Below are 16,477 nucleotides of genomic sequence, written 5' to 3'. Positions count from 1 at the left end.
ATGAAAAAATACAAAAACAAATGCTATATTATCGAATACAAATCTACGTTTTATGTACAAATTTTAATACAAAACTTGTTTGAGTTTAAAAAAAACTCAACAGTACAAAATATTTATTATTTTTTTTGGAACTATAATTAATTTTTTTAAAATTTTTTCTTTTAAAAAAGATTTTGTTTTTGGGTGATTTAAAATCTTACTTTTTATTTCTTTTATTGAAATATTAGCATCAAATTTTTCTATAAATTTTAATTTTCCATTAAACATAATTGGATATGTGATTTGATCTATCATTAGATACTTTGAATTGAAAACAGGAATTGGATAATGAATAATAGATTTTTTTTTCCCTAATTTATACCACAATTCTTCAGCTATATGAGGAGCAAATGGTGCTATTAATTGAACTAAAGGTTCTAATATTTTTCTTTTATAGCATTTTAACATAGTTAATTGATTCACAATAATCATAAATGAACTAATAGATGTATTCAAAGAAAAAGATTGCATTTTATCCTGTATTTTTTTGATGGTATGATGTAAAATTTGTAATTCTTTAAATGTTGGATTGACTTCACTAACTTGAAACTTTTCATTCTTATGAAAGAGATGCCAAAATTTTTTTATAAAATTTTTTATTCCATTTATTTTTTCGTCGTCCCAAGGTTTGGATTGAGTAATAGGACCTAAAAACATTTCATAAATTCGAAATATATCTGATCCATATTTTTCATAGATATCATCAGGATTTATGACATTATATTTGGATTTAGACATTTTTTCCAATTTTCTTTTACAAAGAAAAAATCCTCCTTCCAATAGAAAAATAGCAGAACGAAATTCTGGTCGGTTTTTTTTAAATTTTTCTATATCCAATTCGTTCTTCTTTTTTATTAAAGAAAGATCTACATACAACTCTTGAAATGAATAATTTTTTTGATTTCTTAATCCATAAGATACAAAGGTATTTTCTCCTATAACCTTTAGGATAGAAGCAGAATAACTGAGTATCATTCCTTGATTTAATATTTTTTTAAAGGGTTCTTCTGTTGTAATCCATCCTCTATCTTTCAAAAATTTGTGCCAAAATCTTGCATAAATTAAATGTCCCGTAGTATGTTCAGATCCGCCAATATATAAATCAACATTTTTCCAATAATTTTCTTTTTTTTTATCAAGAAAAAATTGATGATTATTAACATCCATATATCTAAGAAAATACCAACTGGATCCTGCCCAACTTGGCATTGTGCTGGTTTCTATAGGAAACACATATCTATAATCAATAAGAGTATTTGAAACAATTTTCATATTTTTTTCATCCCAAGCCCAATTTTTTGCTCTAATTAATGAAGATTTTCCATCCTTAGGATGATAATTATCTATTTTCGGAAGAAGAATAGGTAATTGATCTATAGGAATTGTTTTTGGAATTTTGTTTTTAAAATAAATAGGAATTGGCTCTCCCCAATATCTTTGTCTAGAAAAAATAGCATCACGTATTTTGTAACTTGTATTTATTTTTCCTATTTTTTTTTCCATTAATATTTTTATTATTTTTTCTCTTGCCTCTTTGCTATTTAATTCATTTAAAAAATCAGAATTAATACAGAGATTTTCATTCTTATTTAGGTTCTTTTTTTCAAAAATTTGAATGATTTCTAATCCAAATTTTTTAGCAAATTTTTTACTTATTTCTTCATGTCCAGGAATTCCTATCATGGATTTTGTATGATTCTCTACAGGAAAAAAGTTACTAATGTAAATAGGAATTTTTTTTTCCTTAAAGAAAGGATGAAAAACATAATTTCCTGTAAAAACACCAGAAATGTTTTTTTGATTTTCATCAACAGAAAATTCTTGCATAAGATATGTTAAAACACTTTTTTTATGGAAATGAACACCTATTTGATCTGCAAGTGGATGATCTGTAGACAAGATAATAAAAGTCATTCCAAATATCATTTCTGGACGAGAAATAAATAATTTAATTTTGTTGATATTATTGATGGGATGCGTAATTTTTAATGAAATAGAAATTCCCATTGATTTTCCTATCCAGTTAAACTGCAATTTTTTTAGAGATTGAGAACAATCAATCAAATTTAATCCTGTTATGAGTCTTTCTGCATATGCGCTAATTCTTATGTGCCATTGTAACATTTTTTTTTTATAGACTGGATACCCTCCTCTTTGACTTTTCCCATTTTTGATTTCATCATTAGCTAAAACAGTGCCTAAATCTGGACACCAATTCACTATATTATTGCATAAAAAAGCTAAACGATAATCTAAAAGAATAGATTCTTTTTCATTAATACTTAGTTTATTCCATGTTTTTGAATTAAATCTATAATTAGAAGAAGTACTTGCATTGATAAAAGAATTTCCGTTTTTATTAAATTCTTTAATTAAAAGATCTATAGGTTTGGCTTTTTCACAGTTTTTGTCGTACCAAGAATTAAAAATTTGAATAAACATCCATTGAGTCCAACGATAATAATTTGGATTGCTAGTGCACAATTCACGATTCCAGTCAAAAGAAAGACCTATTTTATTCATTTGATTTCTATACTTTTGTGAATTTTGACGAGTGCTATCATAAGGATGTTTTCCTGTCTGAATAGCATATTGTTCTGCTGGTAATCCAAAAGAATCAAATCCTATGGGATTTAAAACGTTATATCCTTCTGCACGTTTATATCTAGCATAAATATCTGATGCGATATAGCCTAAACAATGTCCTACATGAAGACCTGCACCAGAAGGATAAGGAAACATGTTTAGAATATAGTATTTCTGTTTTCCGTTTTCCTTAGTATGAAAAACATCATGTTTTTTCCAGTATATTTGCCAACGTTTTTCTATTTCTCTAAAATTATATTCCATTTTTATTTTATTTATACAAAAATTACAATGATTACGTAATTTTAACTTTTATACTGCTGAAATGAATCCATTATATAAATATTCAAAAAAAGTTTCTACAAAAAAAGAAAAAAATGTTTAATGAGCATCAAGATGATTTAATAATCAATGATAAATTTATAAATGATCAAACTATTAGTAGTTTAATAAGAATTATTCATCATCATCCAAATGATGTAATCAAAATATTTAATTTGTTAAAATTATGCAAAGCCATTTCTGTTTTTAACAGATTGGACTTTTCTATAAAAAAAAAAATTATAGAAGAGTCCACTTCAATTAAAAAGAAGGAATTTATAAATAATTTGTCAGTAGAAGATCGTCTTTCTTTTTTAGAAAAGATTCCTAAAAATCTGTTAAAAGATTTAATTAAATATTTAAACTCAGAAGATAAAAGAAAAACATTGGTATCATTGGGATATCCTGAAAATAGCATAGGTCGTTTGATGATTCCATATTATCTTGCGATTAAAGAAACTTGGAGTGTGAAAGAAGTTTTGGATTATATCCGTAAAGAAGTGAAAAATAGTGATGTTATAGAAATTGTATATATAGTTGATCAAAAAGGAAAATTAGTAAATGATATAAAAATCAGAGAGTTTTTACTAGTAGATCCAAATACAAAAGTATCCGATTTAATGGATAGTCAGTATACTGCTGCATTAAATCTGACAGATACAGAAGAAGAAGCTACTAAAATATTTTCTATGAATAACAGAGTCTCACTTCCAGTTATTGATGATCAGAATTTTTTATTAGGAATAGTAACTGTGGACGATATTTTATGGGTTTTAAATGAAAATTATAGAGAAGATATTCAAAAGATAGGGGGGATGGAAACATTAAATCAATCTTATCTTAATGAACCTTTATATCGATTAATTAAAAAAAGAGCAGGATGGCTCATTTTATTGTTTATAGGAGAAATGTTAACAACAACAGTTATGCAAGAATTTTCAAGTGTTATCGAAAAAGCAGTGGTTCTTGCTTTGTTTATCCCTTTGGTTGTTTCAAGTGGAGGAAATAGTGGTTCTCAAGCTGCAAGTTTAATTATTCAAGCAATGGCTTTGGGAGAGGTGGAAATAAAAGATTGGTGGAGAGTCATGCGAAGAGAAATTATTTGTGGTTTTTTTTTAGGTAGTATTTTAGGATTAACTGGTTTTATACGTGTGATAGCTTGGCATAAGATCAATTTTTTTAATTATGGACCTCATTGGATATTAGTTGGATTAACTGTTTTTTTATCTTTGATTGGAGTCGTGTTATGGGGGACATTAAGCGGTTCTATGTTACCTTTTATAATTAAAAAATTTAGAGGAGATCCCGCTAGTTCTTCTGCTCCTTTTGTTGCTACATTAGTCGATGTTATTGGATTAATTATATATTTTTCTATGTCTTATATTCTTTTACGTGGAACTTTATTGTAAGAACATATTTCTACAATTTTTCAAAACCGTTTTAAAGTCTTCAGGAATTGGACAATAAAAACAACATTTTCCATTTTTAGGATGGATAAAGGAAAGAGAAATCGCATGCAATGCTTGTCTTCGCAAAATCTTTAAACAAGTTTTTAGAAATTTTATATTTTGATTTGAACATTTTTTTTTCATAAAAATTCTATTTCCGCCATAGATTGAGTCATGAAATAATGGATGTCCTAAATGTTTGAAATGAGCTCTTATTTGATGTGTTTTTCCTGTTTTTATATAGCAAGAGACATATGTTAAATGTTTAAATCTTTCTAATACTTTGTAATGTGTAATAGAATACTTTCCTCTATTGATTTCTTGATTTTGTTTATTAAAAATTGTCATTTTTTTTCTATTTCTAGGATCTCTTCCAATAAAACCAGTTATGGTTCCTTTTTTTTCAATTAAATCACCCCATATTAAAGCTATGTATTTTCTTTGAATCGTTCTAGAATAAAATTGTTGAAATAAATGTTTTTGAGAATATTCATTTTTAGCTAAAACCAATAAACCTGATGTATCTTTATCCAATCTATGAACTAATCCACATCTATAGAGGTTGAAATTATTAAAATTTGAATTTATTAAATGATATTTAATTCCATGAATTAATGTTCCTGTTTCATTTCCAAAACCAGGATGGACCACCATTCCTGCAGGTTTATTGACGACAATCACATCTTCATCTTCATGAAGAATATCTAGATTTATCTTTTCGGCAGTAATATTTTCATATTCTAAATAATCTAGAACAGGAGGTCGATAAATTTCTATTTCAACAAAATCTAAAGGTTTTATTTTGTAATTTTTTTTTATAATATTTTTGTTGACTAAAACTTTTCCTGAAATTGTCCATTTTTGGATTTGATTTCTACTGATATTTTGTATATAATTTTTTAAAAATTTGTCAATGCGAATTTCTTTTTGGTTTTTATCTGTAAAAATTTGAATTTTATATGTAGAACTGTTCATTTAATTCGTCGGTATCATATCTTCTTTTTCTTCTGTTTTCTTGTCAATATTTTTATCTTTTTCTTCTGTTTTCTTGTCAATATTTTTATCTTTTTCTTCTGTTTTCTTGTCAATGTCTTTATCTTTTTCTTCTATTTTTATTAAGTTGTCCAATAAATCTTTTGAACTTAACCAAAGTTCAACAGATTTATTTTTATCCTGAATTTCTCCAGGAGAAGGTTTTTGACGATATACTTTTGCATTTTTGTCAGGATCTATTATTGGATGATCATAATAAAAATTAATAACATGAAATAGTTTGTTTTTTAAAGTAGAAGTTGCTGTATGCAATGACATACCAATAACATTTGGAACCACTAAATTATTTTTTTCATATTCTTTTCCAATTATCAAAGTAATTCCATCTTGAATAGAAGTGAATATGTATCCAGATTGAATTGATTTTTTCTTATAAAAAACCTTTAAAACTGTGTCTTTAGTCAAATCATTAATATACCTGATTTCTTTAACGGGAATATGATTAGCATGAAGTAATTTCATAGCTATATATTTATTTTTATTTATAATGTTGGGCAGAACAGTAGGATATTGCGATTGAGAATTGACTTGTAGGTATATATGTCTTCCTTCTTTTACATAATCTCCAGCTTCTGGTGAAAAAGAAATAATTTGATTATTTTTCAAATTCGGATCATAACGTGATGTATCTATATCATATTTTAATCCTAATTTTTTTAGAATAGATATAGATTGAGATAAAGTTAAATAACGCAAATTGGGGACTACAACATAAGTTCCATGTTTTGTGTAAACATCAGCCCATTTTAATGAAAGTTGAGTGATCTTGTATAAGAAAAATATGGCGATTGATAAATTTATGATGAATATTACAAAATATTTTGAATAATTCATGAAAAAAATATTTATTTAAATATAAAAAATCATTTCTTAAAAAATAAAAATAAATCATGAAAAAAATTGCTGTGGTTATGGGTGGATATACAAAAGAGTCTGCAATTTCACTAGAAAGCGGAAAAGTAGTTTATGAAAATTTATGCAGAAAAGAATTTGAACCTTATCAAGTGTATATTTTCAAAGAAAAATGGTTTATGAAAGATGAAAAAAACAAAGTATATCCTATTGATAAATGTGATTTTTCCGTTAATATGGGAAGAAGTCTGATCCATTTTGATTGTGTCTTTAATGCTATTCATGGAACTCCAGGAGAAGACGGTATATTGCAAGCCTATTTTGAATTATTAAAAATTCCCTATACAGGATGTAATTTCCATCATGCTAATATGACTTTTAATAAGAAGTATTGTTTAACTTTATTGAAACATTTTGGAATTAATACTGCCGTATCTATTTTCTTAAATAAAAATCAAATTTTTTGCGAAAAAAAAATTTTAAAAAAAGTAGGACTTCCTTGTTTTGTTAAACCTAATCGATCTGGATCTAGTTTAGGAATCAGTAAAGTTTATGAACAAAAAGATTTATTCAATGCAGTCGAAAAAGCCTTTAAAGAGGATGAAGAAATTATTATTGAATCTTTTCTTGAAGGAAGGGAGGTTTCAGTAGGAGTTTTTTCATTCAAAAATGAAATTTTTGTTTTACCTATAACAGAAATAATTAGTCAAAATGATTTCTTTGATTTTGAATCTAAATATTCTGGAAAATCTCAAGAAATCACACCGGCAAAATTGCTTCCAAATGTTCAAAATAAAATACAAGAAGTAGCAAAAAAAGTATATAATTATTTAAATTTATCAGGCATATCTAGGGCTGAGTATATCATTGTAAATGGAGAACCTTTTTTCTTGGAAATCAATACAGTACCAGGTCTTTCTGAAAAGAGTATTTTTCCCGAACAATTGAAAATAGCTGGCATATCTTTGTCTGATTTATTTAAAAATTCTATCAATTCTTCTATTGAAAAATTGAAAAAAAAATAATAAAAATTTTTACAAATTACAATTGCATTTTTTTTTGCAAAATTTTTTTTCATACGAAAAAAAATTCAGGAATTTTTTGATTAAAAAAACAATTGAACACAAAAAAAATATCCCTATTATTAGATATTGACACATTTTATTTTAAAATTTGATATGTTAAAAATGAAACAATATAAGCGAGAGAAGTCATAAAAAAAAATTGTATTATTGGCCATCTCCAAGATTTTGTTTCTTTTTTTATTATAGATAAAGTACTCATACACTGCATAGAAAACGCATAAAAGAATAGCAAAGAAACTCCTGTTGCTAAATTGTAAATAGGTTTTTTAGAGCTGGGGAACACTTCTTTTTTCATTTTTTCTTTCAAAAAATTTCCTTTTTCTTCTATTTTATACACAGAAGCCATAGTACTAACAAAAACTTCTCTCGCTACAAGAGATGATAGTAATCCTATTCCAATTTTCCAATCGTATCCTAATGGATGAATTACAGGTTCTATTTTTTTCCCAATCAAACCTAAATATGAATAAGATAATTCTTTTTTTTGCAGATATTTTAAAACGATTGATTTTTGAGATTTTTGATATGAAAAATTTTCTGAAGGGCCAAAAGTTCCTAAAACCCAAATCAATATATTAATCAATAAAATCATTTTTCCGGCATTGATAATAAATGATTTTAGATTAATCCATAAGGTAATCAATATGTTTCTAAATATAGGAAATTTGTAAGTAGGAATTTCCATAATTAGATGGCTCTGATAATTTTTTTTCAAAAATTGATGTAAAATCATTGAGACTCCTAAAGAAGATAGGATTCCTAATAAATACATAGCCATAAGGACTATTCCTCTTAATTGAATGAAATACCATCTGTAATTTGGTATGATTAGAGATATAATTAAAGTATAAACAGGTAATCTTGCAGAACAGGTCATAAAAGGAGTGGCTAAAATAGTAATTAAACGATCTCTTGGATTTTCAATATGTCTAGCTGACATGATAGCTGGAATAGCGCAAGCTATGCTAGAAATAAGAGGAACAACACTTTTCCCATTTAATCCAAAAGGTCGCATGATTCTATCCATTAAAAAGATCACTCTGCTTATGTAACCACTTTCTTCCATAAGAAGAATAAAAAATAGTAAAATAAAAATTTGTGGAATAAAAGTGATAATAGTACTAATTCCAGGCAATATTCCTTGCAATAAAAAATTATTTAAAGGACCTGGATAAATATTTTCTAGTTTTTTTTGAATAATAGAAAAAAAAAATTCTATAAACTCTTTAGGTTTTTCTGCCCAGAAAAAAACACATTGAAAAATGATAAATAAAAAAAAGAAAAAAATAAAATAACCCCAAAAAGGATGAACAATTAAATTGTTATCTATTTTTTTAGAAAATTCTAAATAATTTTTTTCTTTATCTAAGACCAATTCGGAAACTGTTTCGGAGTAAATTTTTCCTATTTCTTCATATCTATCTAATGTCTCCTTGATTTGTAATCTTTTGGATATAATATTGTGTTTCTTTTTTATTTTATTTAATAAATAGTCTTCTTTGTCTTCTTTCAAAAATTTTCCATTATAAGCTAAATAATACCAAGCTTTATAAGTATTTACTTTGTAACTATTTTTTACATCATTAACAGCAATAGAATAACGTAATCCTGGATTGAAAAAATCCAATTTTTTTGTTTTTTTTAGATTCTTGATTTCTTTTTTAACTTTTTCCAATCCTATTCCTTCTCTTGCATTGATCATGACAATTTCTGTTATAAGAAATTTTTTTAGTTTTTCCATATCAATGAATATCCCCTTCTTTTTTGCTTCATCCAACATATTTAATATAAATAAAACAGGAAATCTTAAATCTTGCACTTGTCTAAATAAAAGAAGACTTTTTTTTATATTAGAAGAATCTGCCACAACCATAATTTTGTCCGGATAATCTAAATGATTTATATTATTAAGCAATTTGCTAACTATTTCTTCATCTTCAGATGAAGGATATATGCTATAAGTTCCAGGAAGATCTATAATTTGATAGTATATATTTTCATAATAGAAATATCCTATTTTTTTGTCTACTGTGACTCCTAAATAATTGCCTACTTTTTGGTTAAGTCCAGTTAATTTATTGAACAAAGAAGTTTTTCCTACATTTGGATTTCCAATAAGTGCTAATTTTATTATTCTTCTTTGCATTTTTAAATTATAGGTTCTATTATAATGTTTTCTGCTTCTTTTCTACGTAAAGCTAAACAAGACTGATTATAACTTATGCATAGTGGATCATAAAAAATAGAAACAAAAAGTATTTCAAATTCTACTCCAGGTAAAACACCTAATTCTAATAATTTGATAGGAAAATCTTCGTTTTTATATCCTTTGATAATTCCTTTTTCTCCTTTTTTAAGATTAGATAAATTCAAAATTTATATATTTTATATTTTTATTGAAGAAAAATAGAAAATAAATTTTTAGTAATGAAAAAAAATGAAATAAAGGTTTAAATTTATCTTTTTTATTAAGTTTTGGAAATGACATCTATTTTGGTTAAATCTATACAATTGCTGCTTTGCATTTCTATATTAATAGTTATTCATGAATTAGGTCATTTTACTTTAGCTCAAATATTTAAAGTAAGAGTCGAAAAATTTTTTTTATTTTTTGATCCTTGGTTTTCTCTTTTTAAAAAAAAGATTGGACACACTATTTATGGAATTGGATGGTTGCCTTTAGGAGGATACGTAAAAATATCTGGAATGATGACAGATAAAAAAAGTGTTTCTTCAAAAAAAAATTGGGAATTTAGTTCAAAATCAGCAATAAAAAGGCTATTAATTATTTCTGGAGGAATTATTTTCAATATATTATTATCTATTTTTATTTTTACCTGTTTATTATTCAAATATGGAGAAACATATCTTCCCACAAAGAATGTTAAATATGGGATAGAAGTTGATTCTTTAGGAGAAAAAATAGGATTCAAAAATGGAGATAAAATTTTATTTGTAAATGGAAAATATATTCCATATTTCAATGATATTCCTAAAGCAATCCTTTTGGGAAATTCTGTGACTGTAGATCGTATGGGAAAGGTTATAAAATTGTCACTAAATAACAATAAAAAAAGATTTCTTTTTGATAGAAAAAAAATCAGTTTCTTTATTAAACCTCGCGTTCCTCCTATTATAAATCATGTCATCAAAAATTCTGACGCTGATAAATATGGTTTAAAAAATAATGATGAGATATTAGCTATAAATTCTGAATTCATTCTTTTTTCTGATCAATTAAAGGATTTATTATCAAAATATAAAAATGAAAACATAGTAATATCGATTAATAGAAATGGAAAACTGATTCAAAAAGAGATTTTTATAGATTCAAAAGGGATCTTTGGAATTTACTTAAAAAATTTTATGGATTTAGATCAAATTTTTTCATTTGAAAAAATGAATTATTCTTTTTTTGAAAGTATCCCTCATGGTGTCATGAAATCTTTGGATGTTTTAAAAAACCAAATATTTTTTTTTAAAAATGTTTTTCATATAGAAACTAAAGCTTATAAACAAATAGGAAGTTTTTTTTCTATAGCGAAAGAATTTCCTTCTAAATGGAATTGGGATATTTTTTGGACTTTAACTGGTACTTTGTCCATTTGGTTAGCTTTTTTGAATTTATTTCCCATTCCATCATTAGATGGAGGTTATATATTATTTATTTTGATAGAAATGATCACAAAAAAGAAAGTTCATGAAGATATTCTTGAACGTTGTACTATTTTTGGATTTGTAATAATTAGTTTAATTATGATTTTTATTATTATTTGGGATATTTTCAAAGTATTTATTTCTTAATAATCTCATCAAAGAAAAAAATATGATCTGGAGTGATTCCTATATCTATTGATAGATCCTTTTCATGAATATCTATAATTTTCTTGATAGGAGTAAAAAAACTCAAACCTATTTTAATAACATTTCTTTTGCATGAAGAAATAAATCTATCATAAAAACCTTTTCCATAACCTATACGATAACCTCTTAAATCAAATATTAATAATGGAATAAACATTACTTCAATAAAAGAAGGTGAAATTACATATTTATGTGTAGAAAGAGGTTCAAAAATTCCATATTTGTTTTTTTTTAATAAAGTTTTTTTATCAAATAAACAATTATCTATAGAAATTCGATGAAAATTAGAACAGGGGATCGTTATATATTTACCTATTTTTAATAAAAAATTGACAATAATAAATGTATCCACTTCTTTATATTCTCGTATAGGTAAAAAAATATGATAATACTTTTTTTCCCAGATAAAAAATATTTTTTTCATCTGAAAAAAAATTTCATAACTTTTCTCAAATACTTCCCTTTGAGATAGGGATTGTCTGTAAAAAAAATATTTTTTTCGCAATTTTTTTTTATTCATTATTGTCAAATTCAATCGTTTTTGAGAATCACATGATCCATAAAATTTTCTAATATTTTTGTTATTTCTTTAGGTTTTTCTATATGTCCCATATGACCTGTAGGAATTTCAATGAAATTAGTTTTATTTCCATTTTTAGCTTCTTCACGAATTTTTTTTGGATCAAGAATTAAATCGTATAAACCAATTATATGTAATTTCGGAAAACTAGTTTTTTTCAGTAAAAATCTTCTATCTTTACGAACAGTCATTCCTTTTAAAAAAGAAATTACACTATCCACAGAAGTGGATAAAGCTATTTTTTTTACAAAAAAAATTTTTTCTTGTAAAAAAGAGAATTCTTTAAGATTAAATAATTTATTTATACTTGTGTCTACAAGAATAGTATAATTATTGATTGCTAACCGTATAGATTGCATACGAATTTTCTTTTTATCAGCAGAATCAGATTCCGCTGTAGAATGAAGTAAACATAATCCCAAAAAAATTTCTGGATATTTTTCTGCTAAAGCTAAAGCAATGTAGCCTCCCATAGAATGACCAACAAAAACTGCTTTTTGTATGTTCTCTTTTTCTACAATTTTTTTCACAATTTCCGCAGCTCTTTCCATAGTAAAAATGGTATCATGATTTAATTGAAAAAAACTTTTACCATGACCTGGTAAATCAATTGAAAGAACTTTATATTTATTAGAAATGTCGGAATATATATAATTCCATATTTCTAAACTTTCCATAAATCCATGTAATAGTACGATTGGTACTCCTTTTCCTTCTATTTTTAAATTTGTTTTTTTGTAGATATTATCTATGCACATATGATAAAAACTATGAAAATTAAATACAATACTTTTATAAAGTAAAATTTTTTATAGATATAATAAATTGTGAAAAAACAATTGTTTGATTCAAAATACGTTTTCAAAAAATGGAATGAATCATGTTGTTAACAATAAATATTGGAAATTCAAGTCTTCGTTTTGGATTATTTAATAATAATTATAATTTAAAATGTAATTGTTCGTGGATTATTAATAGTAATCCACATAGATCATTAGATGAATATATTTTATTATTTAGGAATATATATCAACAATATGGTATTTTCTATAACTTAATACAAAATATTGTAATAGGATCAGTAGTCCCTCCACTTACAAACATTGTAGAACAATCTTTATATGAAATACATAAAATCAAACCTCTAATAGTAGATAGATATTCAGCCTCTCCTATAAAACATTCTTCTCATCAATTAGGAACAGATCTATATGCCAATGCTATAGCTGCATATACATTATATAATAATGAAAATACTACTTTAGTAATAGATTTTGGAACTGCATTAAGTTTAACTTGTATTGATAAATATGGAAATCTTCAAGGTGTTATTATTGCTCCGGGAGTAAATAGCTCTTTAACAGCATTAATTGGAAACACTGCTCAATTATCACAAATTGAATTAAAGAAACCTCCTAGCATACTGGGACAGTATACAGAAACATGTATTCAAAGTGGAATTATTTATGGGTACTTAAGTATGGTTGAAGGATTAATTAATAGAGTCAATAAAGAGTTGAAAACAAATTGTTTTGTGATTGCAACTGGGGGTCTCTCCCATATTTATACACCTTTAACAAAAAAAATTCATCTTAAAGATAAATTGCATACAATAAAAGGCTTAAAAATTTTATTTCATTGGAATCATTGATGAAATTATATATTAATAGATTTTTTTATTTTTTCGGACAAAATTTGAAATTTTCTTGCAGATAAAATTATTCTTTTTTTATAGAAATTACCATCGCTTTCTTGATCCATAGGAATGAGGTGAACGTGAACATGAGGTATTTCGAATCCCATAACAAATATACCTACACGATTGCAAGGAATAATTTTTTCTATACCGACAGCTACTTTTCTCGTGAAAGACATAACAGAGATAAATTCTTTTTCAGGAAGAGAAAAAATTTTATCTCTATTGCTTTTTTTGGGAATTACTAAAGTATGTCCTATTTTAATAGGATGAATATCTAAAAAAGCTAAATGATCAGAATTTTCTGCTACTTTATAAGCAGAAATTTCGTCATTAATTATTTTATGAAAAATGTTATTATTCACTAAATGCTATTTCTAAAATTTCATAATCAAGTATCATTTTATTAGGCAATTTAATATGAGCAATTTGTCCTACTTGCTTCCCAAGTAGTCCTGTAGATATAGGAGTATTGATGGATATTTTACCTGATTTCAAATCAGCTTCTCCTTCTGGAACTAAAGTGTATATTTGTTCTCCACCATAAGTTAAATTTTTCACTCTTACTGTAGAAAGAATAGAAACTCTAGTTCTATTTATTTGTGAACCGTCTATAATACGTGCGTTGGATAATTTTTTTTTTAACTTAGCTATATTCATTTCCAAGAATCCTTGTGCTTCTTTTATCGCATCATATTCTGCATTTTCTGAAAGATCCCCTTTATCTCTTGCTTCTGCGATTTGCATAGATATTTTTGGACGTTCTATATTTTCTAGTCGTTCGATTTCTTTTTGCAATTTTTTTAATCCTTCTTTAGTTATATATTCAAATTTTTCCATAATTTTTCATTATTATTTTTTTCCGGATCTTTTTCATTTATCTGTTTATTAGATGATATGAAACATAAAGTTATGTGATTTTATAAACAAAAGACAATATCAAATTTTTTATGATGCATAAAAAATACAATATTTTATTTTTTTTGGTATGACATAAATTGATAACGTTTTTTTACTCCATTCTTAAAATATTTGCACCCAAAATGCGTAATCTTTGATCTATATTTTCATATCCTCTATCTATTTGTTCTATGTTTTTAATGAGACTAGTTCCTTTAGCAGAAAGTGCAGCGATCAAAAGAGATATTCCTGCTCTTATATCTGGAGAGTTTAGTATGGCTCCTCGTAAATGAGATTGATGATTTAATCCAATAACAGTTGCTCTATGAGGATCACATAATATGATTTGCGCTCCCATTTCAATAAGTTTATCGACAAAAAATAATCTACTTTCGAACATTTTTTGATGAATTAGAACACTTCCTTTAGCTTGAGTAGCAACCACAGTCAAAATACTTAATAAATCTGGAGTTAACCCAGGCCATGGAGAATCAGATATTGTTAATATCGCATTATTTAATAATTTTTTAATTTGATAAGATTCTTGTGATGGGATATAAATATCATCTTTTTCTTTTTCTAATTTGATCCCCATTTTTTGGAATGTTTTTGGAATGATCCCTAAATTTTTCCAACTAACATTTTTAATTCGAATTTCAGAACAAGTAATAGCAGCTAAACCTATCCAACTTCCTATTTCTACCATATCCGGTAATATGGTGTGTGTACAAGATCCTCCTAGTTCTTTCACTCCGGTTATATGAATCAAGTTAGATCCTATTCCTGTTATTTTAGCACCCATTTTTTTTAATAATTTGCATAATTGTTGAATATAGGGCTCACAAGCAGCATTATAAATAGTAGTTTTACCTTTAGCTAAAGTTGCAGCCATTATAATATTAGCTGTTCCAGTCACAGAAGCTTCTTCCATTAAAATATAACATCCGGTCAAAATTTTATTATTTGTATGCAGATTAAAGTATTTGTATTCATGATGATAACATATATGACTTCCTAATGATTTTAATCCTGTTAAATGAGGATCCAAACGTCGTCTTCCTATTCTATCTCCCCCAGGGATCGGAATACAAACTTTTCCAAATCTAGCAAGTAAAGGTCCTGCTATCATAATGGACCCTCTAATTGATTTTCCGTATTCACGGAATTTTTTTGTGTTTAAATATTCAATATTGATGTTTTTTGCTTGAAAAGTATAATCTCCAATATCATTTTTATTTATCACAACTCCCAAATCTTTAAGGATTTGCATTAAACATTTGACATCCCCTATTTCTGGAATATTTTTTATTCTTAATTTATCTGAAGTTAATAATACGGAACATAAAACCTGTAAAGACTCATTTTTAGCACCTTGTGGTTTTATTTCTCCTTTTAAAGGTAATCCTCCTTTAATTTTAAAAATTCCCATTATTATACAACTTTTTCTTTTTGTTTTTTTAATCCTTTTTTTCTCTTAGACCTCAAAATATGAGAACATTGTAGCAATGGGTCTGTATTCATTAAACATATCTTTCCTTTAGAAAGTTCTTTTAAATCTTTAAATATTATATCGTCTTCTACTATATTTTTATTCCATCTCAAATAATTTTTCTTCATTGTATTAGCTATTGCATAAAACAATCCTTCTTTTTTTTGTTGATTTTTACAATGGATTGCTACATGTATCATGTTTCTAATTATTTTTCCATAATATCTAAAATTAGTTAAATATTCAGGATATACTACTTTTTTATAAGAGAAAACTTTTATTTTCCCTGGATTTGGTTTAGGAAAAGGAGGATCAATATCTAATTGATAATTAGACATAATAAATAATTGGTTCCACAATTTATGTTGAAAATAAGGAATTGATTTGTTGAACCTAGGATGAGTAGAATCTGTCATTAATTTTATAATACTCCATGCACAACGATTTCTTTTTTTTCTATTTTTTATTTGAATTGCATAGTCTATCATTTTATGAATGTTTCTACCATATTCTGGTATCACCAATTTGAAACGATTAGTGTTATATTCCATATTGTTTATGTTT

The 16,477-nt window shown here is 25.9% G+C and carries 15 protein-coding genes; 4 read left to right on the top strand and 11 right to left on the bottom strand.

The annotated features are described in order from the left end of the window. Positions 1-96 precede the first annotated feature (96 nt). Positions 97-2,889 carry a leucine--tRNA ligase gene (gene leuS / locus H0H68_RS02615; protein WP_185853248.1) on the bottom strand — a complete coding sequence of 931 codons (2,793 nt, stop codon included), beginning with the start codon at positions 2,887-2,889 and terminating at the stop codon, positions 97-99. Between the two features lie 113 nt (positions 2,890-3,002). Here leuS and mgtE point away from each other — a divergent pair, with 113 nt between their 5' ends. After that, positions 3,003-4,355 (top strand): magnesium transporter, encoded by a 1,353-nt coding sequence (gene mgtE, locus H0H68_RS02610; protein WP_185853247.1) that lies wholly within the window; start codon positions 3,003-3,005, stop codon positions 4,353-4,355. On the opposite strand, the gene H0H68_RS02605 is transcribed toward mgtE, so the two are convergent. Continuing rightward, positions 4,347-5,369 (bottom strand): RluA family pseudouridine synthase, encoded by a 1,023-nt coding sequence (locus H0H68_RS02605; protein WP_185853246.1) that lies wholly within the window; start codon positions 5,367-5,369, stop codon positions 4,347-4,349. The two genes, mgtE and H0H68_RS02605, sit on opposite strands and share 9 nt — an antisense overlap. Continuing rightward, positions 5,370-6,281, bottom strand: a complete 912-nt coding sequence (locus tag H0H68_RS02600; protein WP_185853245.1) for a PASTA domain-containing protein — start codon at positions 6,279-6,281, stop codon at positions 5,370-5,372. It lies immediately after the preceding gene. A 56-nt stretch (positions 6,282-6,337) separates the two neighbouring features. Between H0H68_RS02600 and H0H68_RS02595 the strand changes: the two genes are divergently transcribed. Beyond that, positions 6,338-7,324, top strand: coding sequence for a D-alanine--D-alanine ligase (locus H0H68_RS02595; protein ID WP_185853244.1), 987 nt, complete (start codon positions 6,338-6,340; stop codon positions 7,322-7,324). Positions 7,325-7,460: 136 nt separating this feature from the next. Here H0H68_RS02595 and feoB read toward each other — a convergent pair whose 3' ends face one another. Both feoB and H0H68_RS02585 read right to left on the bottom strand, forming a co-directional pair. After that, positions 7,461-9,530, bottom strand: a complete 2,070-nt coding sequence (feoB, locus tag H0H68_RS02590; protein WP_185853243.1) for a ferrous iron transport protein B — start codon at positions 9,528-9,530, stop codon at positions 7,461-7,463. A gap of 2 nt (positions 9,531-9,532) precedes the next feature. Further along, entirely contained in the window at positions 9,533-9,757 is a 225-nt protein-coding gene (locus H0H68_RS02585) for a FeoA family protein (protein ID WP_185853242.1), read from the bottom strand. A gap of 108 nt (positions 9,758-9,865) precedes the next feature. Between H0H68_RS02585 and rseP the strand changes: the two genes are divergently transcribed. After that, positions 9,866-11,188, top strand: coding sequence for an RIP metalloprotease RseP (rseP, locus tag H0H68_RS02580; RefSeq protein ID WP_185853241.1), 1,323 nt, complete (start codon positions 9,866-9,868; stop codon positions 11,186-11,188). Here rseP and H0H68_RS02575 read toward each other — a convergent pair. Beyond that, entirely contained in the window at positions 11,178-11,768 is a 591-nt protein-coding gene (locus tag H0H68_RS02575; protein ID WP_185853240.1) for a 5-formyltetrahydrofolate cyclo-ligase, read from the bottom strand. The two genes, rseP and H0H68_RS02575, sit on opposite strands and share 11 nt — an antisense overlap. A gap of 11 nt (positions 11,769-11,779) precedes the next feature. Further along, positions 11,780-12,586, bottom strand: coding sequence for an alpha/beta fold hydrolase (locus H0H68_RS02570; RefSeq protein WP_238783939.1), 807 nt, complete (start codon positions 12,584-12,586; stop codon positions 11,780-11,782). Between the two features lie 122 nt (positions 12,587-12,708). Here H0H68_RS02570 and H0H68_RS02565 point away from each other — a divergent pair, with 122 nt between their 5' ends. Then, positions 12,709-13,479 (top strand): type III pantothenate kinase, encoded by a 771-nt coding sequence (locus H0H68_RS02565; protein WP_185853239.1) that lies wholly within the window; start codon positions 12,709-12,711, stop codon positions 13,477-13,479. Positions 13,480-13,484: 5 nt separating this feature from the next. Here H0H68_RS02565 and H0H68_RS02560 read toward each other — a convergent pair whose 3' ends face one another. The 4 genes from H0H68_RS02560 to H0H68_RS02545 all read right to left on the bottom strand — a co-directional run bounded on the left by H0H68_RS02560 (position 13,485) and on the right by H0H68_RS02545 (position 16,464). After that, complete coding sequence (locus H0H68_RS02560; RefSeq protein WP_185853238.1) at positions 13,485-13,889, bottom strand: HIT family protein; 405 nt, start codon at positions 13,887-13,889, stop codon at positions 13,485-13,487. Beyond that, the gene (gene greA, locus H0H68_RS02555; protein ID WP_185853237.1) at positions 13,882-14,364 is read right to left on the bottom strand and encodes a transcription elongation factor GreA; all 483 of its coding nucleotides are present in this window, start codon (positions 14,362-14,364) and stop codon (positions 13,882-13,884) included. Before greA ends, H0H68_RS02560 begins: the two co-directional genes overlap by 8 nt. Positions 14,365-14,536: 172 nt before the next feature. Next, positions 14,537-15,853 carry a UDP-N-acetylglucosamine 1-carboxyvinyltransferase gene (murA, locus tag H0H68_RS02550; RefSeq protein ID WP_185853236.1) on the bottom strand — a complete coding sequence of 439 codons (1,317 nt, stop codon included), beginning with the start codon at positions 15,851-15,853 and terminating at the stop codon, positions 14,537-14,539. 2 nt (positions 15,854-15,855) lie between these two features. Then, a complete protein-coding gene (locus tag H0H68_RS02545; protein WP_185853235.1) occupies positions 15,856-16,464 on the bottom strand; it encodes a DUF4290 domain-containing protein in 609 nt (202 codons plus the stop codon). Positions 16,465-16,477 lie beyond the last annotated feature (13 nt).

The sequence above is a fragment of the Blattabacterium cuenoti genome, assembly GCF_014251555.1.
GTDB classification, from domain to species: Bacteria; Bacteroidota; Bacteroidia; order Flavobacteriales; family Blattabacteriaceae; genus Blattabacterium; species Blattabacterium cuenoti_P.
This window is presented reverse-complemented; position numbering and strand designations above follow the sequence as displayed.

What these genes read in the sequence shown, in the direction of transcription:
- H0H68_RS02570 (WP_238783939.1), bottom strand. Translation starts at nt 12,586, where the DNA reads ATGTGCATAGATAATATCTACAAAAAAACAAATTTAAAAATAGAAGGA.
- H0H68_RS02565 (WP_185853239.1), top strand. Translation starts at nt 12,709, where the DNA reads ATGTTGTTAACAATAAATATTGGAAATTCAAGTCTTCGTTTTGGATTA.
- murA (WP_185853236.1), bottom strand. Translation starts at nt 15,853, where the DNA reads ATGGGAATTTTTAAAATTAAAGGAGGATTACCTTTAAAAGGAGAAATA.
- H0H68_RS02595 (WP_185853244.1), top strand. Translation starts at nt 6,338, where the DNA reads ATGAAAAAAATTGCTGTGGTTATGGGTGGATATACAAAAGAGTCTGCA.
- greA (WP_185853237.1), bottom strand. Translation starts at nt 14,364, where the DNA reads ATGGAAAAATTTGAATATATAACTAAAGAAGGATTAAAAAAATTGCAA.
- rseP (WP_185853241.1), top strand. Translation starts at nt 9,866, where the DNA reads ATGACATCTATTTTGGTTAAATCTATACAATTGCTGCTTTGCATTTCT.
- mgtE (WP_185853247.1), top strand. Translation starts at nt 3,003, where the DNA reads ATGTTTAATGAGCATCAAGATGATTTAATAATCAATGATAAATTTATA.
- H0H68_RS02605 (WP_185853246.1), bottom strand. Translation starts at nt 5,369, where the DNA reads ATGAACAGTTCTACATATAAAATTCAAATTTTTACAGATAAAAACCAA.
- leuS (WP_185853248.1), bottom strand. Translation starts at nt 2,889, where the DNA reads ATGGAATATAATTTTAGAGAAATAGAAAAACGTTGGCAAATATACTGG.
- H0H68_RS02600 (WP_185853245.1), bottom strand. Translation starts at nt 6,281, where the DNA reads ATGAATTATTCAAAATATTTTGTAATATTCATCATAAATTTATCAATC.
- H0H68_RS02545 (WP_185853235.1), bottom strand. Translation starts at nt 16,464, where the DNA reads ATGGAATATAACACTAATCGTTTCAAATTGGTGATACCAGAATATGGT.
- H0H68_RS02575 (WP_185853240.1), bottom strand. Translation starts at nt 11,768, where the DNA reads ATGAATAAAAAAAAATTGCGAAAAAAATATTTTTTTTACAGACAATCC.
- feoB (WP_185853243.1), bottom strand. Translation starts at nt 9,530, where the DNA reads ATGCAAAGAAGAATAATAAAATTAGCACTTATTGGAAATCCAAATGTA.